General features: G+C 58.8%; 16 protein-coding genes. 10 read left to right on the forward strand and 6 right to left on the reverse strand.

What is annotated here, in order from left to right; genetic code table 11:
• Positions 1-318, forward strand: a 318-nt coding sequence (locus EQG79_RS20365; RefSeq protein WP_165358932.1) for a gliding motility-associated C-terminal domain-containing protein, incomplete at its 5' end; no start/stop codon positions are given.
• Positions 319-463: 145 nt separating this feature from the next.
• A complete protein-coding gene (locus EQG79_RS20370; protein ID WP_129603572.1) occupies positions 464-3,370 on the forward strand; it encodes a T9SS type B sorting domain-containing protein in 2,907 nt (968 codons plus the stop codon).
• Positions 3,371-3,453: 83 nt separating this feature from the next.
• Here EQG79_RS20370 and EQG79_RS20375 read toward each other — a convergent pair whose 3' ends face one another.
• Positions 3,454-4,167: a YebC/PmpR family DNA-binding transcriptional regulator gene (locus tag EQG79_RS20375; RefSeq protein WP_077923773.1), complete on the reverse strand. Its 714-nt coding sequence runs from the start codon at positions 4,165-4,167 to the stop codon at positions 3,454-3,456.
• A gap of 54 nt (positions 4,168-4,221) precedes the next feature.
• Complete coding sequence (gene lysA / locus EQG79_RS20380; RefSeq protein ID WP_129603574.1) at positions 4,222-5,490, reverse strand: diaminopimelate decarboxylase; 1,269 nt, start codon at positions 5,488-5,490, stop codon at positions 4,222-4,224.
• Positions 5,491-5,530: 40 nt separating this feature from the next.
• Here lysA and EQG79_RS20385 point away from each other — a divergent pair, with 40 nt between their 5' ends.
• The 3 genes from EQG79_RS20385 (at position 5,531) to EQG79_RS20395 (ending at position 9,053) form a co-directional block, all read left to right on the forward strand.
• On the forward strand, positions 5,531-6,919 hold the full coding sequence (locus tag EQG79_RS20385) for an alkaline phosphatase D family protein (protein ID WP_129603576.1): 1,389 nt from the start codon (positions 5,531-5,533) through the stop codon (positions 6,917-6,919).
• Positions 6,920-6,940: 21 nt separating this feature from the next.
• Positions 6,941-7,672, forward strand: coding sequence for a glucosamine-6-phosphate deaminase (locus EQG79_RS20390; protein ID WP_129603578.1), 732 nt, complete (start codon positions 6,941-6,943; stop codon positions 7,670-7,672).
• Between the two features lie 73 nt (positions 7,673-7,745).
• Positions 7,746-9,053, forward strand: a complete 1,308-nt coding sequence (locus tag EQG79_RS20395) for an NCS2 family permease (protein WP_077923777.1) — start codon at positions 7,746-7,748, stop codon at positions 9,051-9,053.
• 4 nt (positions 9,054-9,057) lie between these two features.
• On the opposite strand, the gene EQG79_RS20400 is transcribed toward EQG79_RS20395, so the two are convergent.
• Positions 9,058-13,266 carry a fibronectin type III domain-containing protein gene (locus tag EQG79_RS20400; RefSeq protein ID WP_165358933.1) on the reverse strand — a complete coding sequence of 1,403 codons (4,209 nt, stop codon included), beginning with the start codon at positions 13,264-13,266 and terminating at the stop codon, positions 9,058-9,060.
• A gap of 277 nt (positions 13,267-13,543) precedes the next feature.
• Here EQG79_RS20400 and EQG79_RS20405 point away from each other — a divergent pair, with 277 nt between their 5' ends.
• From EQG79_RS20405 to EQG79_RS20420, 4 genes are all read left to right on the forward strand, one after another.
• Positions 13,544-14,347 (forward strand): 5'-methylthioadenosine/adenosylhomocysteine nucleosidase, encoded by an 804-nt coding sequence (locus EQG79_RS20405; RefSeq protein WP_129603582.1) that lies wholly within the window; start codon positions 13,544-13,546, stop codon positions 14,345-14,347.
• Between the two features lie 96 nt (positions 14,348-14,443).
• Entirely contained in the window at positions 14,444-15,637 is a 1,194-nt protein-coding gene (locus tag EQG79_RS20410) for a glycoside hydrolase family 1 protein (protein WP_129603585.1), read from the forward strand.
• A gap of 58 nt (positions 15,638-15,695) precedes the next feature.
• Positions 15,696-16,448 carry a hypothetical protein gene (locus EQG79_RS20415; protein WP_129603587.1) on the forward strand — a complete coding sequence of 251 codons (753 nt, stop codon included), beginning with the start codon at positions 15,696-15,698 and terminating at the stop codon, positions 16,446-16,448.
• Between the two features lie 215 nt (positions 16,449-16,663).
• On the forward strand, positions 16,664-17,746 hold the full coding sequence (locus tag EQG79_RS20420) for a lipase family protein (RefSeq protein WP_077923781.1): 1,083 nt from the start codon (positions 16,664-16,666) through the stop codon (positions 17,744-17,746).
• Here EQG79_RS20420 and EQG79_RS20425 read toward each other — a convergent pair.
• The 3 genes from EQG79_RS20425 to uxuA form a co-directional block, all read right to left on the reverse strand.
• Positions 17,743-18,471 (reverse strand): esterase family protein, encoded by a 729-nt coding sequence (locus EQG79_RS20425; protein WP_129603589.1) that lies wholly within the window; start codon positions 18,469-18,471, stop codon positions 17,743-17,745. The genes EQG79_RS20420 and EQG79_RS20425 overlap by 4 nt on opposite strands.
• Before the next feature lie 73 nt (positions 18,472-18,544).
• On the reverse strand, positions 18,545-19,138 hold the full coding sequence (locus tag EQG79_RS20430; RefSeq protein WP_077923783.1) for a GDSL-type esterase/lipase family protein: 594 nt from the start codon (positions 19,136-19,138) through the stop codon (positions 18,545-18,547).
• Positions 19,139-19,195: 57 nt separating this feature from the next.
• Complete coding sequence (uxuA, locus tag EQG79_RS20435; RefSeq protein WP_077923784.1) at positions 19,196-20,389, reverse strand: mannonate dehydratase; 1,194 nt, start codon at positions 20,387-20,389, stop codon at positions 19,196-19,198.
• 127 nt (positions 20,390-20,516) lie between these two features.
• Between uxuA and EQG79_RS20440 the strand changes: the two genes are divergently transcribed.
• On the forward strand, positions 20,517-21,857 hold the full coding sequence (locus tag EQG79_RS20440; RefSeq protein ID WP_077923785.1) for an MFS transporter: 1,341 nt from the start codon (positions 20,517-20,519) through the stop codon (positions 21,855-21,857).
• Positions 21,858-21,864 lie beyond the last annotated feature (7 nt).

The following is a 21,864-nucleotide window of genomic DNA, read 5'->3' on the forward strand; positions in this document are numbered from 1 at the left end:
AACCAGGCCTGCCCCTACTTTGCCCTGCCCAACGTGTTCACCCCCAACGGGGATGGCAAAAACGACACCTTCCGGCCGATGCGCTGCGAGCGGTTCGTGGAGCGGGTAGAGCTGGTGGTCTACAACCGGTGGGGGGCGAAGGTCTTCGAGAGCAGCGGGCCGACGGTGAACTGGGACGGTCGGACCAGCGACGGTCAGGAGCTGCCCAGCGGTCTGTACTACTACCAGGCGACGGTGTACTATGCGGTGCTGGAGCGCAACGCGGCCCCCTCGGTGATCAAGGGCTGGGTGCAGATCATCCGGGGCGGAGGGGCCTGATCCCAACCCACCCTAAATAGAAAAGCCGGGAAGGCAGGAGGCTATAGCAGCCCTTGCCTTCCCGGCTTTTCTTGTACGCCTTTTTTCCGAAGCCTGCTTATACTTTCAGCATAAGAATTCGTTGTAAGTGAAATGGATTAACTCTATGCGCTTACTATACATTTGGCTGCTGGCGTTGCTGAGTGGCTTCGCTCTTCTGCCTACGACCAGCCAGGCTACGCACGTGCGGGCCGGTGAGATTACCACCCGACGGATATCTCAAACATCGCTGACGTACGAAATCACCTTCACGGCCTACTACGACGAAATACGGGGGCGCGATGCGGCCCGGGAGGGCGACGAGTATACCATCTGCTTCGGCGATGGCACCTCGCAACTGGTTCGTCGCCAACCGCCTGTCTTCATCAATGGCCGCACCTCATCGATCAACGTATACCGGGTCGTTCACACCTATCCGGCGGCTAACCCCTACACCATCTCCGTAACGGTACCCAACCGAAACAACGAGACCAAAAACCTGCCTGCTCCCTCTGAGGCCATCTTCTTCTATGTGTCGAGCACCATTCTGATCAGCAACAACCTGGGCCAGAACTCGACGCCGATCATGCTCAACCCGCCCCTCGATTCGGCCCGGGTAGGTCAGCGCTTCTGCCACAACCCGGCCGCCTTCGACGTCGACGGCGACAGCCTGGCCTATCGGCTGAGCGTGCCTAAAGAAGGACTCGAGATCGTATGCCCCCGTTTCAGAGATATTCCGGGATATCAGAGTCCGACCCGCTTCAGCCGCACCTCCGAGACGGGTGGCACCCCCACCTTCCAGATCGACTCCCGCACGGGCGAGCTCTGCTGGGATGCCCCCGGTGAAGAAGGCCAGTTCAACTTCGCCTTCATCGTTGAAGAGTGGCGCAACGGCGTACTCATCGGCGAGATCACCCGCGACATGCAGATCATCGTGGTCGACAACCCCAACCGCCGACCCCGCATCAACCCCCTGCCCGACCTCTGCGTGGAGGCTGGTACACTGATCAACCAGCCCATAACGGCCACCGATCCCGATGGACAGCGGGTCATCATCACCGCCTTTGGGGGTGTCTTCAACGTAGGCCAGGACGGTCAGCCTCTACCAGCCGGTGAACTGATCGCCCCCCAGTATGCCCAGCTGGCGAACGGCAACACGCCCATCAACCAGCCCGGCACCGCTACCTTCCGCTGGCAAACCAACTGCAACCAGATTCGGGAAGCCCCCTACGACGTCACCTTCAAGGTCAACGACGTGCCCCCACGCGGGACAACCTCGCTGGTGTCGTTTCAAACCCTGCGCATCCAGGTCGTAGGCCCATCGGTCAAGAACCTCACCGCCCGACCTACCGCCACCGCTACCGGACGAGCCATCCAGCTCAGCTGGGACCCCTATACCTGCGGCCGGGCCGGAACAACCATTGCCATTTACCGAAAAGAAGGCTGTACCGATATTCCGCTGGATCCGTGCCAGACCGGGCTGGCAGCCAGTACCGGTTACCAGGAAATTGCGCGGGTGCCGCTAACGGCTACGTCGTACGTCGACACCAGTGCTCTGCGCCGGGGTGTCAGCTATTCGTACCGGCTGGTGGCTCAGTATCCGGACGGCAGCAGCACGATCACGGACGGGGTCATCGACCAGGCCAGCCTCAATGGGGGTCAGAGTATAGCCTCCAACCAGGCCTGCCTCGAGCTGCCCCTGCTGGCCCCCGTCATGACCCAGGTCACCGTCGACTCCACCCGCGACACCAACGGACAGATCACCGTCCGATGGAGCCGACCCATCGGACTCAACCCCGGCGACCTGCCAGGACCCTACCAGTACCGGCTCCAGCGGGCCACCGGACTCGACGCCCAGGACTTCGCCACCATCGCCACCATCAACACCAGCCTGCTGCCAAACCCCGACACCGTCTTCGTCGACCGGGGTACCCCCAGCGCCCCCCTCAACACCCAGGCCAACCCCTATAGATACCGCGTCGAGTTCTTCTACACCAGCACCGCCGGACAGCTCACCCGGCTCGACGTCACTGAAGCGGCCTCCAGCGTGCGGCTCACCACCCGACCCGCCAACCGGCAGGTCAGCCTCAGCTGGCAGGCCAACACCCCCTGGGCCAACACCAACCAGACCCACCTGATCTTCCGCAGCCGATCCGGACCCAACGGACCCTTCAACCAGATCGCCGAAGTCAGCGTCCAGGGACCCGACTCCTTCACCTACGTCGATGACGGCACCGACCGGCTCGCGGCCGATGGCAACACCAGCCGCACCCTCTCGGCCGACTCCAGCTACTGCTACCGGGTGATGACCCGGGGCCGCTACGCCGACGCCCGCCTGGCGGGACTGGGCCTGCTGATCAACTACAGCCAGGTCAGCTGCGCCACCCCCGCCGACACCACCCGGCCCTGCCCCCCCAGCCTGCGGCTCGACAGCCTGGACTGCGCTAGTTTGAGCCCCGAGAGTGGCTGCAACCAGACCAGCTTCACCAACCAGCTGGCCTGGACACCCACCCAGGGACCCACCTGCGACCCCAACATCGCCACCTACCGCATCTACTACGCCCGCTACCAGCCCGACACGCTGGGCCTGCTGACCAGCGTGGCGGCCCCCACCACCAGCTTCAGCCACAGCAGCCTGACGACGGTGGCGGGCTGCTACTACGTGACGGCCGTCAGCCAGCGGGGCCTCGAGAGCCGCCCCTCCAACCTGGTCTGCAACCAGGCCTGCCCCTACTTTGCCCTGCCCAACGTGTTCACCCCCAACGGGGATGGCAAAAACGACACCTTCCGGCCGATGCGCTGCGAGCGGTTCGTGGAGCGGGTAGAGCTGGTGGTCTACAACCGGTGGGGGGCGAAGGTCTTCGAGAGCAGCGGGCCGACGGTGAACTGGGACGGTCGGACCAGCGACGGTCAGGAGCTGCCCAGCGGTCTGTACTACTACCAGGCGACGGTGTACTATGCGGTGCTGGAGCGCAACGCGGCCCCCTCGGTGATCAAGGGCTGGGTGCAGATCATCCGGGGCGGAGGGGCCTGACCCCAACCCACCCTAAATAGAAAAGCGAAGGGGGCTGATGCGTTTGTTATAACGCATCAGCCCCCTTCGCTGTATTCGACGGATTACTTCATGTTATGGTATACGGTCTGAACGTCGTCATCTTCTTCGATGCGCTCGATCAGCTTCTCCACGTCGGCGGCTTCGTCGTCGGAGAGTTCCTTGTAGTCGTTGGCGATGCGTTCAAACTCCGCGCCTTTGATCTCGAACCCTTTTTCTTCCAGGTATTTCTGGATAGCGCCGAAGGCCGTGAATTCGCCGTAGATGACGATCTGGTTGGTATCTTCGTCGAGTTCGAGCTCGTCGCCACCGTAATCGATAATGTCGAGTTCGAGTTCTTCCATATCGACCCCGTCGGCCGGGATGCGGAATACCGATTTACGATCGAACATAAAATCGAGCATTCCCTGCGTGCCGAGGCTACCACCCAGCTTATTGAGGTAGCTGCGGATATTGGCTACCGTCCGGTTGTGGTTGTCGGTGGCGGTTTCAATGACCAGCGCTACGCCGTGGGGGGCATAGGCTTCGTATACGATTTCTTTATAATCTTCCTGATCCTTCGATGTCGCCTTCTTGATGGCCCGCTCCACATTCTCCTTGGGCATGTTGGCGGCCTTGGCGTTCTGGATGATAGCCCGCAGGCGCCCGTTGGTGTCCGGGTCGGGGCCCCCGCTTTTTACGGCGATCACAATGTCTTTACCAATTCGGGTGAAGGTCTTGGCCATCTGCCCCCACCGCTTCATTTTCCGGGCTTTCCGGTATTCAAACGCGCGTCCCATTTTGTTGAAAAAATGATGAGTGATTAGTGATGAGTTACTGCTGGTATGCCGGACTTATACAACCTGATCGTCGCTTACGGCTACCAGCTCGTCGCTGAATATATCGACCTGCCCCCGAACCAGATCCTCGAAGGTTTCGCGCTGACGAACCAGATGCGGCTTGCCGTCGTACACCAGGACTTCGGCGGGCCGTTCGCGCAGGTTATAATTCGAGGCCATGCTGAATCCGTAAGCCCCTGCATTCTCGAGCGACAGTACATCGCCGGGCCGCACTTCGGGCAGCTGCCGATCCAGCGCGAAGGTGTCGGTTTCACAGATGTAGCCCACCACGTCGTACAGCTGTTCGGCACCGGCTGGGTTCGAGACGTTCAGGATGTGATGGTAGGCTTCGTACATCATGGGCCGAATCAGGTGGTTCAGGCCAGAGTTTACCTGTACAAAGGTGCGGGTGGGGTTTTCTTTCACGACGTTGACCCCAACCAGCAGGTGGCCGCTTTCGCTCACCAGCAGTTTGCCGGGCTCGAAACACAGCTCCACCTCGCGGCCATACCGGTCGCAGAATGATCGGAAAGCGGCCGATACCCTGGCGCCCAGATCGTTCAGGTTGGTGTAGTAATCGCCTTCGCGGTAGGCCACTTTGAAGCCGCTGCCGAAGTCGATAAACCGCAGATTCGGATAGTCGCCCGCCATATCGAACAGCACATCGGCAATTTTCAGGAACGTATTGCTGTCCTTGAAGTCCGAACCGGTATGGATGTGCAGCCCCACTACCGGAATCTGATACTGCTCTACCAAGGCCAAAATCTGGTCGCGGTACTGGTTGGGGATCCCGAATTTCGAGTTTTCGTGGCCGGTCTGGATCTTGAACGTTCCGCCTTCGGCAATGCTGGGATTGATCCGCAGCGCCACCGGATACCGGCTGCCGTAGGTCTGCCCGATCTGTTCGAGTAGCGGCAGACTGTCGGCGTTCAATTGCAGGCCCATTTCCAGTGCCTCCTGAATTTCGGGCCAGGCGTTACCGCTGGGGGTGTACATGATCTGACCGGGCTCAAAGCCTGCCAGCAAGGCCAGCCGCGCTTCGTTAACCGACACCACCTCTATGTCGATACCCTGCATCTTCATCAGCTTGAGGATGCTCAGATTGGTCAGGGCTTTGGCCGCGTACTTAATCTTCAGGTTGACCCCCTGAAACGCCGACCGGAGCGAGCCGATTTTTTCGATAATTTTGTTGGCGTCGTAGACGTATAGCGGCAGGCCGAACTCGTCGGCGATGTCCAGTACATCAACACCCTGAATTTGATAGCGGTAGTCTGACAGTTGCATAATCGGAAAACGAACCGCAAAATTACTTGATCTTTCCCCCATGTACAAAATTCACTGTAGGCTCCTGCTCGTCATTCTGCTCCAGAGTGCCCTGCTGGCAACCGCCCAGGTCCCCGTTACCTCCCGAACGAGCAAGACCGGCACCCCCCGGCGGGCCGCCCCGGCTACCCTCCTGCAGTCGGGGCCCATGGTTGGCTACTCCGACAGCCGGGAAGTAGCCCTCTGGGTACAAACCAATAAACCGGCCCGGGTGCAGATCCGCTACCATGAAGCGGGCAAGCCCAGTCCGGCTTACCTGACCAGCGAGGTACAAACCCACGAGAAAACGGCTTTTACAGCCCACCTGCTCGCCAACCAGGTGGAACCCGGAAAAAAGTACGCGTACGAACTACTGATCGGGGGCCAGAAGGTGAGCCTGCCCTACCCGACAACGTTCCAAACCCAAAACCTATGGCAGTGGCGGACGGACCCACCGGCCTTCCGGTTCGGCGTCGGAAGCTGCACCTACGTCAACGAGACAGCCGTTGACCGGCCCGGTACGCCCTACGGCAATGGCTACGAAATCTTTACGGCCCTCAACGCCCAGAAACCCGACTTCATGCTCTGGACCGGCGACAATACCTACACCCGCGAGGTAGACTGGAACAGCCGGACGGGTGTACTGCGTCGCTATACGCACACGCGCTCGCTCCCCGAAATGCAGCCGCTGCTGGCCAGCACCCATAACTACGCCATCTGGGACGACCACGACTACGGACCCGACGACTCGGACCGGGCCTACTGGCTCAAACCCGTTACCCTCGAAGCGTTTAAGCTGTTCTGGAGCAATCCAAATTATATCTTCGACGAAGGCTGTACCGGCACCTTCACCTGGAACGACTGCCAGTTTTTCCTGCTCGACGATCGCACCTTCCGGGCGCCCGACGCCATGCCCGACGGACCCGAAAAGACGTATTTTGGCGAGAAACAAATGCGCTGGCTCATCGATGCCCTGCGCTTCAGCAAGGCAACGTTCAAGTTCATCATCACGGGCGGGCAGATCGTAAACCCCTCGGCTATTTTCGAAAACTATGCCGTTTACGGCACCGAACGCGAGCGACTCTTCAACGCCCTTACCGAAGCCCGCATTCCGGGTGTGCTGTTCATTACCGGCGACCGGCATCATACCATTCTTCAGAAACTCGACCGGCCCGGCACCTATCCGCTCTACGACCTGACCGTTTCGCCCCTGACATCGGGCCCGGCCAAACCCCGCCCCGAAGAACTCAAACAGTCGACCGTTATTGACGGAACCCTCGTCACCGACCGTAACTTCGGCCTGCTGAGCGTTAGCGGCCCGCTCAACGACCGCGTACTCAACATCAAAGTCTATGATCAGAAAGGCATCCAGCGCTGGACCAGAGACCTGCGTGCCGCTGAGTTAAAATAAACCAGTAACCCAACCCCTCGAATGACCCTACAAACCTTCCCGACCCACGACCTGCTCTCTCAGCATACGGCCGAACACATGGTGGCGCTGATCAATCAAAAACCCGACGCGCTGATCTGCGTAGCCTCCGGCGATACACCCATCGAAACCTACCACCGGTTTGTAGAACTGGTCAGAGCCGGCAAAACCGACGTTAGCCGCTGTATGTTCATTGGCCTCGACGAATGGGTTGGCTTTGCTCCCGACGATGTAGGCAGCTGCTCCTACTACATCTTCCGGGACCTGTTCGAACCCCTCGCCCTGCGGCCCGACCAGATTCGGGTATTCGATGCCCAGTCAGACGATCTGGCAGCGGAGTGCCGCCTGACAGACGAGCTGATCGATCGGCGGGGCGGGCTGGATCTCCTGCTGGTGGGCATGGGCATGAATGGCCATATCGCTCTGAACGAACCCGGCACGCCCTTCACGAACGGTTGCCACGTGAGCCAGCTTGCCGAGAGTACCATTACGGTGGGCCAGAAATACTTCGAGAAAGAAACCGTACTGACGCAGGGCATTACCCTGGGACTTCGGCACCTGACCGGAGCGCAGGAGGTCATCCTGCTGGTTAGTGGCGAAAAGAAAGCCCCCGTACTGCGCGATGCTCTCACCGGCCCCGTTACCGAGCAGCTGCCCGCCAGCCTAATTCAGACCCACACGAACGCCCACGTATGGGTCGACGAAGCCGCCGGGCAGCTGGTGCAGGGCCTGTAGGTACCCCGTTGACCGCCACCCAAACCCGGACTGGTTCCAGGAGCCGTTCCGGGTTCACCGTAAACTACATACCGTGTCTCACACACCTTCTTACCGTACCGAAATACTGGCTGGGGTCTCTACCTTTCTGGCTACGATGTACATCATTATCGTGAACCCGTCTATCCTGAGCCAGGCGGGGTTACCGTTCAGCGGGGTGCTGACGGCAACGGTACTGCTGTCGTTCTTCTGTAGTCTGATGATGGGGCTCTACGCCCGCAACCCGATTGTGGTAGCGCCGGGTATGGGGCTGAACGCGTTCTTCACATTTACAGCGGTGAAAGGCATGGGCATCCGGCCCGAGGTAGCGCTGGGTGCGGTATTCTGGGCGGGTATCCTGTTCCTGCTGCTTTCGCTGCTCAACGTCCGGTCGGCCATTGTCCGCATTATTCCGTTACCGATCCGCTATGCCGTATCGGCCGGCATCGGGCTGTTCATTACGCTGATCGGCTTCGAAAACGCCCGCTTCATCATTGCCAATCCGGCCACCCTGGTGGGCATCGCCCGCCTGTCGGACCCCGTCGTGCTCACGTTTGTATTCGGCTTGCTGCTGACCGCCGTTCTGGTGGTGCGCGACGTGCCGGGAGCCATCATCATCGGCATTGTGCTGACGACCCTGGCGGCCTGGCCCATCGGCCGGTACTGGGGCGATGCATCGGCCATCAACTTCGGCCAGCGAACACTCGTTAATTTTCAGGGCCTGATAGCCGCTCCCGATTTCTCGCTGCTCGGTAAGCTCGATCTGGCCGGGTCGTTTAGCTGGGCGCTGTGGCCCGTTATCTTTGCCTTTGCGTTCACCGATCTGTTCGATAGCCTCAGCACCTTTGTGGGTGTGGCCGAAGCGGGCGGCATACAGGACGAAAACGGACAACCCCGAAACCTGAACCGGTCGCTGCTCACCGATGCGGTCTCTACCACCCTGGCGGGCCTGCTCGGCACCAGCCCCGGTACAGCCTACATCGAGTCGGCAGTGGGTATTGCGCAGGGCGGCCGCACGGGGCTGACGGCCATTGTGGCGGGCTGCTGTTTTCTGCCCTTCCTGTTCCTGTCGCCCCTGCTGTCGGTCATTCCGGCCATTGCTACGGCCCCCGCGCTGGTGCTGGTGGGCGCGTTCATGATGAAGCCCATCACCCGGATCAACTGGGGTCAGCTCGACGATGCGCTACCGGCTTTTCTGGCTCTCGTGCTGATTCCGTTCAGTTACTCCATTACGCAGGGGCTGATCTGGGGGTTTTTATCCTGGACCGTCATCAAAGTAGCCGTGGGCAAACGACGCGACGTACCACTGGGGCTGTGGATCGTGGACGTCTTCTGCGTGCTGGCGCTGTTTTCGGGCCATTAGCCTCTTACTGCCCGGCCTTCAGTTGCGCATTGGTGCTGAAAACCAGCCGCTGCCCCAGGTCGACACGCACCTGTCGGGCCACCGCCACCAGACTGGCCGGAATGGTTATGACATGCCGGATATAAACCACATCGGTGCTGACGGGAACCCGGTTACACGACCATACGGCTGGATCGTTCCATAACCCGGCTTTAACGGTGGCCATATTGAGACAATTGGTAGTGAACGGTACCGAGGCCGAAAAAGCAGAGGCTTCCGTTGCCGAGCAAAGCGTCCGGATCTGCCACTCGTACGTCAGGTTGGCGGTTAGCCCGGTAATGTCCGTAAACCCCTGCCCGTTGGTACTTCCCAGCCCGGCCAGAACGATCCAGTCGGCGGCATTGACGATCCGGTAGCGGACTTCGTAGCGGGTTTCGGCATTGGCCAGAAAATAAGACCAGTTGAGCCGGGCCGAGGTGCTGGTCTGCAGACTTGCCATCAGGTTGACAGGTACTGCACACGAAGGCGTTGTAAAGCCGTTTGTTCCCGAGAACTCCGACACCACGTTACTTTCGCAAAGGGTTCTGACCTGCCATTCGTAGGCGGTGTTGCCGGTAAGCCCCGTTATGGTAGCCTCGGTACCCGTTACAGCGCTCCCCAGCAGCCAGTTCTCGCTGCCGGTGGGTCGGTATCGAATCTGGTACTGGGTGCCAAACCCGGGATAGCTCCAGTTCAGGGTTGCCGAGGTGACCTTTGCCTGCACATACAGACTGTTGGGACTCGCGCACTGGGTGGTAAAAGCGGTGCCGGCCACAAAGTCGGCCCCTTCGCTGGCCGAGCATATTGTTCTGATTTGCCACTCATACGTCGTATTGGTCAACAGCCCCGTCAGGTCGGTGGTACCAACGCGGTTCGTACTGCTCAGATTACCCACCAGGGTCCAGTCGGTGGTGCCGAGTGCCCGGTAGCGGAGTTCGTAGCGGCTGTCCGCATCGGCATAGTAAAAAGTCCAGCTCAACCGGGCCGAGCTTACGTTTGTCAGGGCCTGCAGCCCGAACGGCGCCGAACAGGAAGCGGTCTGAAACGTATACGCATCCGAAAAAGCTGAATACAGCCCGTCGCTGCATCGGGTTCTGACCTGCCACTCGTACTTGCTGTTGCTGGTCAGGCCGGTGATGGTCGCGTTGGGCGCCGTCAGCGTATTGATCATGATCCAGTCCGCTGTTCCGAACAGCCGATACCGTATCTCGAACCCGGCCCCCGTTTCGGGCGATAGCCAGCCGATGGCAGCCGACGTGACAAACGCATTGACGCTCACGTTGACGGGTGCCGCACATTGGGTGGTAAAAAGCGGGCCGTGCGTAAACGTGGAGCTGGTCGTACCGGAGCATACCGCCCTGACCTGCCATTCGTACTGGGTACTGTTGGTCAGTCCCGTTAGCGAATAGCTGGTCGTAGTCAGACCGTCGATATTGGTCCAGTTGGCGGTTCCGGCTGGCCGGTAGCGCAGATCGAACCGGGTTTCGGCATCCGTGTAGTGACTCCATCGAAACTGAGCCGCCGTGGCCCACACACCGGTGACCTGCATATAGTCCGGATTGATGGCGTAACAACCCGTCGTGAACGTAATGACGGGCAGGTAGTCTGAATAGGCGCCGGGCGAACAGAGCGTCCGCAGCCGGGCTTCGTAGGTAGTGTTGACGGCCAATCCGGTTACGGTCTGGGTCGTATAGCTACCGGACAGATACCCCACAACGGTAGTCCAGCTGAGGCTCTGCAGGGGGCGGTACTGCAATTCATACGTACTGTTCGGTTCGGGCGTACCGGCGTATGACCAGTAGAACGAAGCGGCTGTAGCAGCGGGCTGGCTGCTCATTCCTACCACATTCAGGCAAACGGTCGTAAACGTACCCGAAGGGGTATAGTCGGAGAAGCTGCCCCCCAGGCAGGCTGTTCTCACCTGCCATTCGTACTGGGTGTTGTTGCTGAGGCCGGTCAGTGAATAGCTCGTTGTCGGTACGCTGCTGGTGCTCGTCCAGGTTGGGGTATTGACCGGTCGGTACCGGATTTGGTACTGCCGACCCGGATCATAATAGGCCGTGGACCACGACAGGAAAGCCGACTGCGACCTGACGTTCTGCGAATTTGGGAACAGGGGTGGCTCACACGAGCGCGGAGTAAACTCTGCCGAACCCGAGAAGCCCGACGCTTCGGTAGGCGAACATAACGTCCGGATCTGCCATTCGTAGCTCGTGTTGGTCAGCAGACCCGTCAGATCGAGTGTACCGACGCCATTGGTACTACCCAGATCAGAAATGGTTGTCCAGTCAGTAGTTCCCTGCACCCGGTAGCGAATTTCGTAGCGGGTGCCTGCATCGGCCGAGGAAAAATTCCAGCGCAGCTGAGCCGCGTTGGCGTTGGTGGTCGTCTGTAAGCCATAGGGTGCCGAACAGGACGCGGTTTGAAAATAAGCCGGCGGGGAGAAATCAGCCGCAGCGCCATCACGACACAGGACCCGAACCTGCCACTCATACGACGATCCGCTGGCTAATCCGGTCAGGGTTGTACGGGTGCTGCTCAGGTTACCGACCGTTGTCCAAGTGGTTGTTCCGGCTGGCCGGTAGCGCAGGTCGTAGCCAGTGCCGCTGGCCTCAGTCCAGGTCAGCGAGGCCGATGTCACCAGCGCAGTGGCACTCAGGCCACTGACCAGACCGCACTGGGTGGTAAAAGCGGGTCCGGGTGTAAACAGCGAATTAGGTGTATTGGGGCACGTAGCTCTCACCTGCCACTCATAAGGGGTGTTGCCGCTGAGTGCGGTCAGGGCATAGCTTGTCGTTGTCAGGCCACTGACCGTGATCCAGTCCGGAGCCCCTACCGGCCGGTAGCGCAGGTCGAATGCGGAGCAGGCGGCTACCTCACGCCAGGCCAGCTGTACACCGGCAGACGTGATATTCGTGGCAGTCAGCGTAAGCAGGGCAACGTCGATACTGGTTGTCGGACTCAGGCTGCCCGTGGTCGTGTTGGACGGGCGAATCCGGTAATAATACGTCGTTTGGGGGGCTATGGTGGCGTCAGTAAACGTGGTACCATCCGGAGCCACCCCGCCGATTGGCACGAAGCTCGTAGTGGGCGAAACCGATCGTTCAATAAAGTACCCCATTTCGTTGGTCGCGTTATCCTGCCAGACCAGCTGCACCGACGAACTCGTCAGACTGGCAATCAGACCGCTGGGGGGCGTTACGTTGGCAGGAGGAGCGTTGAGGGTATAACTCGTATGCGTCTGCCGAAGCGCCAGCGCGGCCTGCATCTGGTTGTTCTGGTCAGGAGTAAACTCATGCGCACACTGAGACCGGTAATTTTGCCAATACGACATAATGTTCGACATCGATGGCGCATATAGCTCCCCGTTGGCATCGCGGGCGGTACTGGTGGGGCTGTAGACCAGGCAGCCATTTACGTTGATATACCCGATCTCGTCCCACCGGCCGTATGGGTCGGCCGGTGTATCGCACAGAAAATCGCCTTCCTGCAAACAGTTGGCCCCGCTCCCCCGCGTCACCAGCTCCTTGCTCAACTGAGTACCGTTCCCAAAACCAAATGTATGATAGAGCGAAAAATTATGCCCCAGCTCATGAGGTACGGTATTATTGGCCAGCCACTCCAGGTTAGCCACCGGATCGTTCAGGGCGTTGGTCAGAATATACGAATGGGTCGACAGTGGATTGTCGTACGGAAAACTCGCCAGGCCGCCATACCCGGCCAGACTACCCGAAAAGTGATTGGCATAGTACTGATTGAGGGCATTGTTATCGGTCTGTCTGGGCGATAAACTACCATCAAAATTGGCAAAAGACCCATCGTCGTCGATGTAGTCGGGGGTACTGCCGGAGAAATAAAACTGGATACCCGTATCATTTTTCAGAAAATAACTGTTGGTCAGGGCCATGACCTGGTTCATACTCGCCAGATCGAATCCGCCTGTACCGTTGCTGCGCCGAAAAATATGGGGCCGAATGGGTACGTAGGTTATAGCCGTCAATGAGCCCGTCTGCGCCCGCTTGCGTTCCAGCGCCTGAGTAGCTAGCTGAACCTGTAAACGAGCCTGGGCCGGCGTCAGTGCCGTTGTACCGCAGGCGGGTACAGCCGTCAGACTGCTGACCTGCGCCGAAGCGGCCTGATTGTGGATGCAGAGGTATACCACAGCAATAATGAATATAGTATAAATTTTTATCATATTTTGAAGAAATAATTTCATCTATATCATACTATTATCAAAGGTTGCTCTTTGCCGCAGGGATATTGCCATACTTGACCAATATTTTTTTAATCGGTAGACAATCAGGGCTTTGCTATGCTTTTACGCTAACGCGGCCGCTTATACGCACGAGCTGTATTTAGTCTTTCCTGAACCTCCGGCGGTAAAATTGTACTTTTGTTAATCAGCTTCCTGAAAATCCGGCCACCCCCATTTCAGGCTTTTGTATACAACCGACTCGATTAACGCCGAACTGATGAAGAACCTGTTTCCTGTACTCCTGCTCATCTCACACCTTGCCTTTTCTCAACAGTATAAAACCAGACCCGTTACGGGCTTGCTGGGTGCTTTTGGCGCCGAAGTGGCCCTGGTTAAACAATCGCTGAAAAACCCGAAAACGGTCGTCGTCGATGGCGTATCGTTCACCACCGGCCGCATTGGCAAACAGCAGGTGGTGGTAGCCGAAACCGGCATCGGCAAAGTCAACGCGGCCATGACCACGGCCCTGATGCTGAACCACTTCCGACCGGAGCGGATTCTGTTCACCGGTATTGCCGGCGGTACCAACCCCGACCTGCAACCCGGCGACATTGTCATTGCCCGGCAAACGGCCCACCACGACTACCAGTCGATCACGATGGACCGGAAACCGACCAGGCAGACCTATTCGCTGTCGGGCAAGGTGAACCCGGCCTTTTTCCTGGCCGATTCGGTCATGCTCAGCCGCGCCCAAACCACGGCCCGGTCGGTAGCGTTCGAGCCGATTCCGCTGACGACGCGCCCGCCAACGGTTATCACCGGGATTGTTGTCACCGGCGATCAGTTCATTTCATCGGCCGAGAAGGTAACGCAGCTCCGTCAGGCCTTCAATGCCGACGCTACGGAGATGGAAGGAGCCGCCGTGGCGCAGGTATGCTACCAGATGCAGGTGCCCCACCTGGTGATCCGCAGCCTGAGCGACCGCGCCGACGACAACGCCCGCAACGACATGCTGTCGTTTTACCAGACGGCCGCCCGCAACTCGGCCAAGCTGGTGCTGGCCATCGTAGAAGGCCTGTAAACGGCCCGGGCGCGGTCCGGAACTCCGAATCGTTCCAAAACAGTCGCTGTCGATTGGGGGTTAGTTGTCTAGATTACCTCCCGACAACTCAATCGTATGCCATTGACCACTACGCCCGATTCATTCGTAAACCCGTTCCAATCATTCTGGTGGGCAGGTTTCGAATGTACGGACCAACTCAACTGTTTCGGCAATCGGGTCGACTTTTTACCGCTGACGGGACACCTTCAGCTCCTGCGCGACGACTACCAGCGGCTCAGTCCGTTCAACATCCGGACCGTACGCGAAGGAATCCGCTGGAGCCAGGTAGAGCGAACAGCCTACCAGTACGACTGGAGCGTCGTGGAGGCCATGATGACCGAAGGCCACCGCCAGGGTATTCAGCAGGTCTGGGACCTTTGCCACTTCGGGTATCCCGATGACCTGACGCCCCTGCATCCGATGTTTGCCCGGCGCTTTGCGCACCTGTGCCGCGCGTTCGTTCGTTTTTACCGCGACCGCTACCCCGACGATACCCTGATTGTTACTCCCATCAATGAAGTCAGCTTCATGTCGTGGCTCGGGGGCGATGCCTGCGGTACCTCACCCTATTGTACCAAGCAGGGCTGGGAAGTGAAAGTGGGGCTGATGCGGGCTTATATCGAGGGGGTTGCGGCCATGCGCGAGATCGATCCCGGCATCCGTATCCTGACCACGGAGCCACTGGTGCAGATTGTCCCCCCGCTTCAGGCCACCGAGCAGCAGATCATCGATGCCGCCATTGCCGACGACAACCAGTTTCAGTCGGTCGATATGCTGGCGGGGCTGCTCACCCCCGAGCTGGGCGGCTCACCCGACTACCTCGACATACTTGGTTTCAACTATTACTACAATAACCAGTGGGTACTGGGCTTTCTGAATTTTCTGCCCTGGGCCGATGCCGTACCCGACCCGCGCTGGGTAGAGCCCCGGCGGCTGCTGATGAAAGCATACCGCCGTTACCAGCGGCCCATTGTCCTGACCGAAACCAGCCATCCCGGTATTGACCGGCCCCAGTGGATCGAGATGATCGGTCGGGAGTGTGCGGCCGTGATTGAAGCGGGGGTACCGCTCTGGGGCGCCTGCCTCTACCCCATCATCGACCGGCCCGACTGGGACCACCTCGACCACTGGCACCATTCGGGCCTGTGGGATGCCGACCTGACAACCGTGCCCCCCGGCCGGGTGCTGGCCGAACCCTATGCCGAAGCGCTTCTGCGCGCCCAGGCCACCGTAACAGCCGCTCAGCCCACGCTGATAAATACTGTCTGATTTACCGTTACATGCCGAAACCCCCGGCGTCTCAGCGCATCATTTACTAAATCAGACTATGCATCAACGGATAACAGGTTTGTTTCTGGGTACCATGCTGGTGCTTTGCGCAGCCTTCACAACGGTTTTTGCCCAGGTTCAGGGCGGTAATGGAGGAGGTTTCGGCGGTAGTAACGGAGGAGGCTTTGGCGGTGGCAACCGCCCCTCAAACGGCCGGGTCGTGTTATATACGGGTATAAAGTACACAGGGCAGTCGAGGTCATTCGGTGTCGGCAATTTCACGGCCCGGCAGCTCGGCTTCGGCGTCATCGGCAAAATTTCTTCGGTTCAGATTCCCCGGGGCTGGTATGTCGATATAGCCGACAATCGCGGACGGCGGTACCGGCTTACGGCCAGCCAGACCGCCCTGAGCAGCATTGGCTGGGACAATCGGATCGTGTCGGGCGTTATCGGGGTGCTCAACGGCTCGGGTAACGGCGATGGTTTCCAGGGGGGTAACAATGGCGGTGGCGGTAATCAGCCTATCGTGGTCACCCTGCATTACGATCTGAACATGACCGGGCGGGCGGTTAACTTCGCCACCGGCTCGTTTCCCAGCGTAGGCGTAAACGTTGACAGGAATATTACCTCCATCACGGTAGCGCCGGGCTACGCCGTTCGGGTGTACAGTCAGACGGCGCTGCGGGGTCGATCGCAGATATTTGGCCAGTCGGTCAACGATCTGCGCCGGTACGGCTGGGACAACCAGGTGGCATCTATCGTCGTGTATGCCGTGGGGCAGGGCCGCCCGCCCGGTTTCGGTTCTAACTAAGCATCTGTCTACCTGTCTCTTTTTATTACACATCTGCTACTCATATCACCCCGGCCCGGCCGGTTGGCCGCTACCGTCATTAAGATACGGCCGACCGGCCCCGGGGCAACACAGGCCTAACAAAACAGCAAAACCGATTCGTACACAGGTTCTAACCCAATCGCTACCAATCATCATTGACCGCCGGTTCGTACCGGCTCCATCCGCTCCTACTTATGCGCTATCTGCTCTCTTTACTCGCTACGGCTCTGTTTTGTACAAGTACCCTGGCCCAGGCCCTGAAGCCCGGTTTCGACAAGGCCGAATACATTGAAATGCTGAAGGTGTCGGCCCAGTTTGGCGACTCGACCTACGTGCAGGCGTTTCCGGCCCCGCAACAGTTCAAACTCGTTTACCGGTCGCCGGTTGTCGGGCTCGACAACCGCTGGGATCTATGGACCAACAACCGGTCGGTAGCGGTCATCAGCCTGCGGGGTACAACGGCCAACAGTGTGAGCTGGCTCAGCAATTTCTACGCGGCCATGGTTCCGGCCAGGGGAGAGCTTCAGCTATCGGCCGGCGAGACATTTCCGTATCAGCTGGCCACAGACCCCAAGGCAGCGGTTCATGCGGGCTGGCTGGTGAGTATGGCTTTTCTGTCGAAAGATATTATGCCCCGGCTCGACTCGGCCTATAAAAAAGGCACCAAAGACATGATTATTCTGGGCCACAGCCAGGGGGGCGCCATTGCTTTTCTGCTAACGGCTTACCTGTACAACCTGCAGAAACAGGGTCGCCTGCCGGCCGATATCCGCTTCAAGACCTACTGCAGCGCCGGCCCCAAACCGGGTAATCTGTTCTTTGCTTACGAATACGAAGCCGCTACCCAGGCCGGATGGGCCTATAACGTGGTCAACTCCGCCGACTGGGTACCCGAGGTACCCCTGTCGGTGCAGACGATCAACGACTTCAACGCCACCAATCCGTTCAAAAATGCCCCGGCCATGATCAAGAAGCAGAAGCTGCCGCAACGGATTGCGCTCAACTACGTCTACAACCAGCTTAGCAAACCGTCATTGAAAGCCCAGCGGAATTACCAGAAGTTTCTGGGTCAGTTTACGTCCAGAACCGTCAAGAAAAACCTGGCGGGCTTCGAATCACCGGCCTATTACAACAGCAGTAACTACACCCGCGCCGGCAACACCATCGTCCTGCTGGCCGACGCCGATTATTACAAACAGTATCCCGACAGCGAGGAAAAAATCTTTGCCCATCATTTTCATCCGCCCTACCTGTACCTGACCAATAAACTGCCTTAAAGATACAGCGGGGCCATTTTCTGCCAGTCGTCGGCCTGGTGGGCCCGCCCGTCCCAGACGAACAGCTCGTGCGAAACCTGCTTGTCGGCCAGCGCCTGGCTGAGTGCTACATTGCTGCCCAGGAAAGGATCGTCGGCACCGATGGTGAGCGTGATCTGCATCCGACGGAGCTGGGTCAGCAGCTGCTCATCGGTCAGGTTCGGCATAAAATGATTGGGGCTGTGAAAGTAGATATCGTCGTCGTAATAGTCGTCGAACAGCCCCCTGAACTCGCCAACCGGAGCCGAGAGGTCGTACCGCCCGCTGAACGCCACCACCTTGCCAAACCACTGCGGATGCCGGAACGCCGTATTCACCGCGTGGTAGGCGCCCAGGCTGCATCCGTGCGCAATCATAAACGGCTGCGGATTTTTGAGCCGCGAGAAAACCAGCACTTCGTTCAGGATATACTGCTCGTACTGATTATGCCGCCGGATGCGATCGTGGGGCGGCACGTACCGGTTGTAGATACTTTCGCGGTCAACGCTGTCGACGCAGAAAAGCTGTAGCCAGCCATTGTCGATCCGATCAGCCAGGGCGCTGACCAGCCCGAAGTTTTCGTATTCATAGAATCGGCCGCGTCGGGTCGGGAACACGAGTACACGAGCGCCTGCGTGGCCAAAGACCAGCAGCTCCATATCGCGATTCAGGTTCGGACTAAACCATTTGTGATACTCGCGGTGCATAACGGTAGTAACAGGGACCGGCGAAATTGCAACGTTTCTACCTGACTAGCCTACTTAGTGAGTAAACAAATCATTAAAAGTTATCAACGTGCGCCTGTAGCGCATTTTTCCAGACCTGATACCCCCTGGGGCTAAGGTGCAGACCGTCACTTTCGAAGTACTCGCGGGCGGGCCTACCGTCGGCACCCAGCAGCGGATCGGTCGTATTGACCAGTTGGGCGTGGGGCATCCGGCCAATCTCGCCGGCAATCAGCTGATTGGTCCAGCGAATCTGCCCGACCAGGTTCCAGCGGGACGGGCTAATCTTAATGCTGAGAAACGTCAGCGGTACCTGGGGCAGGTGACGACGCATTTTTTCGGCGAAAGCGCAGAAAAACAGATAGACCTCTTCGGGGTGGCGACCATCGCCCAGGTCGTTATCGCCGGCATAGAAGACCACCGAGCGGGGGTTGGCGGGCACGACCAGCCGGTCGAAGAACCAGGTGCAGGCCGCCAGCGTAGAGCCGCCAAAGCCCAGATTGAGCAGGTCCAGCTCCAGAAAATCGTTGGCCAGGGTTTTCCAGAGTCGGATGGAGGAGCTGCCGTAAAAAACAACCGGTCGGTTGCCGGCCGGTTGCTCACGCGTATTTTTTTCGAGTTCGCTTACTTCGTTTTCGTACCAGGTCATATAGCTCTTTACTTACATCCGGCTGGTTTTGTTTGCCCGGTGGCTGATCTTATGAGCTTACGCACTGGTCAGGCCAAGCATTAAACCGCGTAGTTCGGCCAGCCCCCGCAGCCGCCCAATGGCCGTATAGCCCGGGTTTATTTTCTTCGTCGACTGCAGATCGTCGAGCATCCGGTGCCCATGGTCGGGTCGGAACGGCATCCGCAGGTACCCATCACCGGGCGACGAGGCCTCGCTGACCCGGCGTTTGTTCTCGGCCAGCAACGCCCGCATGACCCCCACCATCGGCACATCGCCTTCGAGGTGGTTGGCCTCGTAGAACGAGCCGTCGGGTTCGCGCTGGGTGCTGCGCAGGTGAATAAAATGAATGCTGGGCGCCAGCCGTTCTACCATACCCACCAGGTCATTATCCGGACGAACACCGTAGCTACCGGTGCAGAAACAGAGGCCGTTGGCGGGCGAGTCGACAGCGGCCAGCAGCGCCCGGGCGTCGGCTTCGGTGCTAACCACGCGCGGCAGACCCAGAATAGGGTATGGCGGATCATCGGGATGGATGGCCAGCCGGACCCCTGCCGACTCGGCAACGGGTACGATCTCCCGCAGAAAGGCGTACAGATTCTGGCGCAGTTCCTGGTCTCCCACATCGGCGTAGGTAGCCAGCGCGTCGCGGAACTGCTCAACGGTATAGCTTTCTTCGGAGCCGGGCAGGCCCGCAATGATGGTACGGGTCAGTCGTTTGACCTGTGCGTCGGTCATGGCATCGAGCTGACGGCGGGCACGCTGTTTCTGCTCGTCGGTATAGAGGTACTCGGCCCCCGGCCGCTGCAGGATAAACAGTTCAAAAGCCGCAAACTCGGTAGCGTCGAAGCGCAGTCCCGTCGATCCGTCGACCATCGGAAAATCGAGGTCAGTACGGGTCCAGTCGAGTACCGGCATAAAGTTATAGCAGACCGTATCGATACCCGCCTGGGCCAGGTTAACGATCGACTCTTTGTAATTTTCGATATGCAGCCGAAAATCGCCGGTGCGGGTCTTAATGCTTTCGTGAACCGGAATACTTTCTACCACCGACCAGGTCAGCCCCGTTGCCTCGATCATTGTTTTCCGGTTCAGCACCTCGGCCAGCGGCCATACCTCCCCGTTTTTGATATGATGGAGCGCCGTTACGATTCCCGTGGCACCGGCTTGTCGGACGTCATTCAGCGATACGGGGTCGGCGGGGCCGAACCACCGCCAGGTTTGTTCAAGCATGGTTGATTTGATGGGTCATTCGCCCAAACGGATTGATAAAAATGGAATAAGGAACACAACTCGATAGCTGTAGTCAGGTAAAAAAGGCCCTGCCCGCGCTTTTCTCCCCAACTAAGCTATTTCTATTTTGCAAACGACCACCACTTCCGGCCGCTTCCGCTGGCGTATCGTAGCGCTCCTTTTTCTGGCAACAACCATCAACTACGTAGACAGGCAGGTCTTGTCGTTCACCATGACCGACGAAGTATTTCGCAAAGAAATGCTCGATCTGGCTCCCGATGCGGTGCTGACCAAAGAAGCAACGGATCGGTTCAAAGTGCTCTACGGCGATGTTGACGCGGCCTTCAAATTTGCCTACGCCATCGGTTTTCTGCTGGTCGGCTGGCTGATTGACCGGATCGGTACCAAACGTGGGTTCGCGCTCGGCATTACCGTCTGGAGCATTGCGGGGGTGCTGACCGCTTTTGTGAACAACATGGTAGGGCTACGCTGGGCCCGGGCGCTGCTGGGACTGGGCGAAGCGGCCAACTTCCCGTCGTCGATCAAAACCATTGCCGAGTGGTTTCCCCGGCGCGAACGGTCGTTTGCCAACGGTCTGTTCAACGCCGGAGCCAACGTAGGCATCATCCTGACGGCCATTGCCGTACCGTACCTGATTCTGGAATACGGCTGGCGATCGTCGTTTCTGGTCACGGGTATACTGGGTTTTGGCCTGCTGGTATTGTGGTGGCTGACCTACAGCAAACCCGAAACGAACCCCAAGCTCTCGGCCGACGAACTGGCGTATATCCGGAGTGACCAGGAGAAAGTAACGCCCCTGAAGATATCCTGGGGGCGGCTGCTGGGCTACAAACAAACCTGGGCTTTTGCGGTGGGCAAGTTCATGGCCGACCCCATCTGGTGGTTTTACATGTCGTGGCTCCCCGATTTTTTCAACTCGAACGATGCCCTCGACCAAAAACTCGACCTCAAAAGCTTTGGCGTTCCGTTCCTGATCATCTACGTCGTATCTGACGCGGGTAGTATTTTCTTCGGCTGGCTCACTACCCAGCTCATGAACCGGGGCTGGACGGCCAACCGGGCCCGCAAAACGACCATGCTCATCTGTGCGCTCTGCGTTGTACCGATCTTTTTTGCGGCCCAGACCAGCAGCCTTACCGTGGCCATTGCGTTAATTGCACTGGCAACGGCCGCGCATCAGGGCTGGTCCGCCAATATGTATACCTTTGCATCGGACCTGTTTCCCCGCAACGTGGTGGCTTCGGTCACCGGAATCGGGGGGATGTTCGGCGCCGTTGGCGGTATACTGCTGGCCTTGCTGGCCGGCCGGATTATAACCGCGTTTGGCTACTTGCCCATGTTCATCATTGCCAGTTGCGCGTACCTGATTGCGCTGGCTATTATCCACCTGGTACTGCCCAAAATGGAGCCGGTAAAGGCCGAAGAACTGACGCAGGAACTGGTATAACCCATCT

Source organism: Spirosoma sordidisoli (genome assembly GCF_004138325.1).
Classification (GTDB): domain Bacteria; phylum Bacteroidota; class Bacteroidia; order Cytophagales; family Spirosomataceae; genus Spirosoma; species Spirosoma sordidisoli.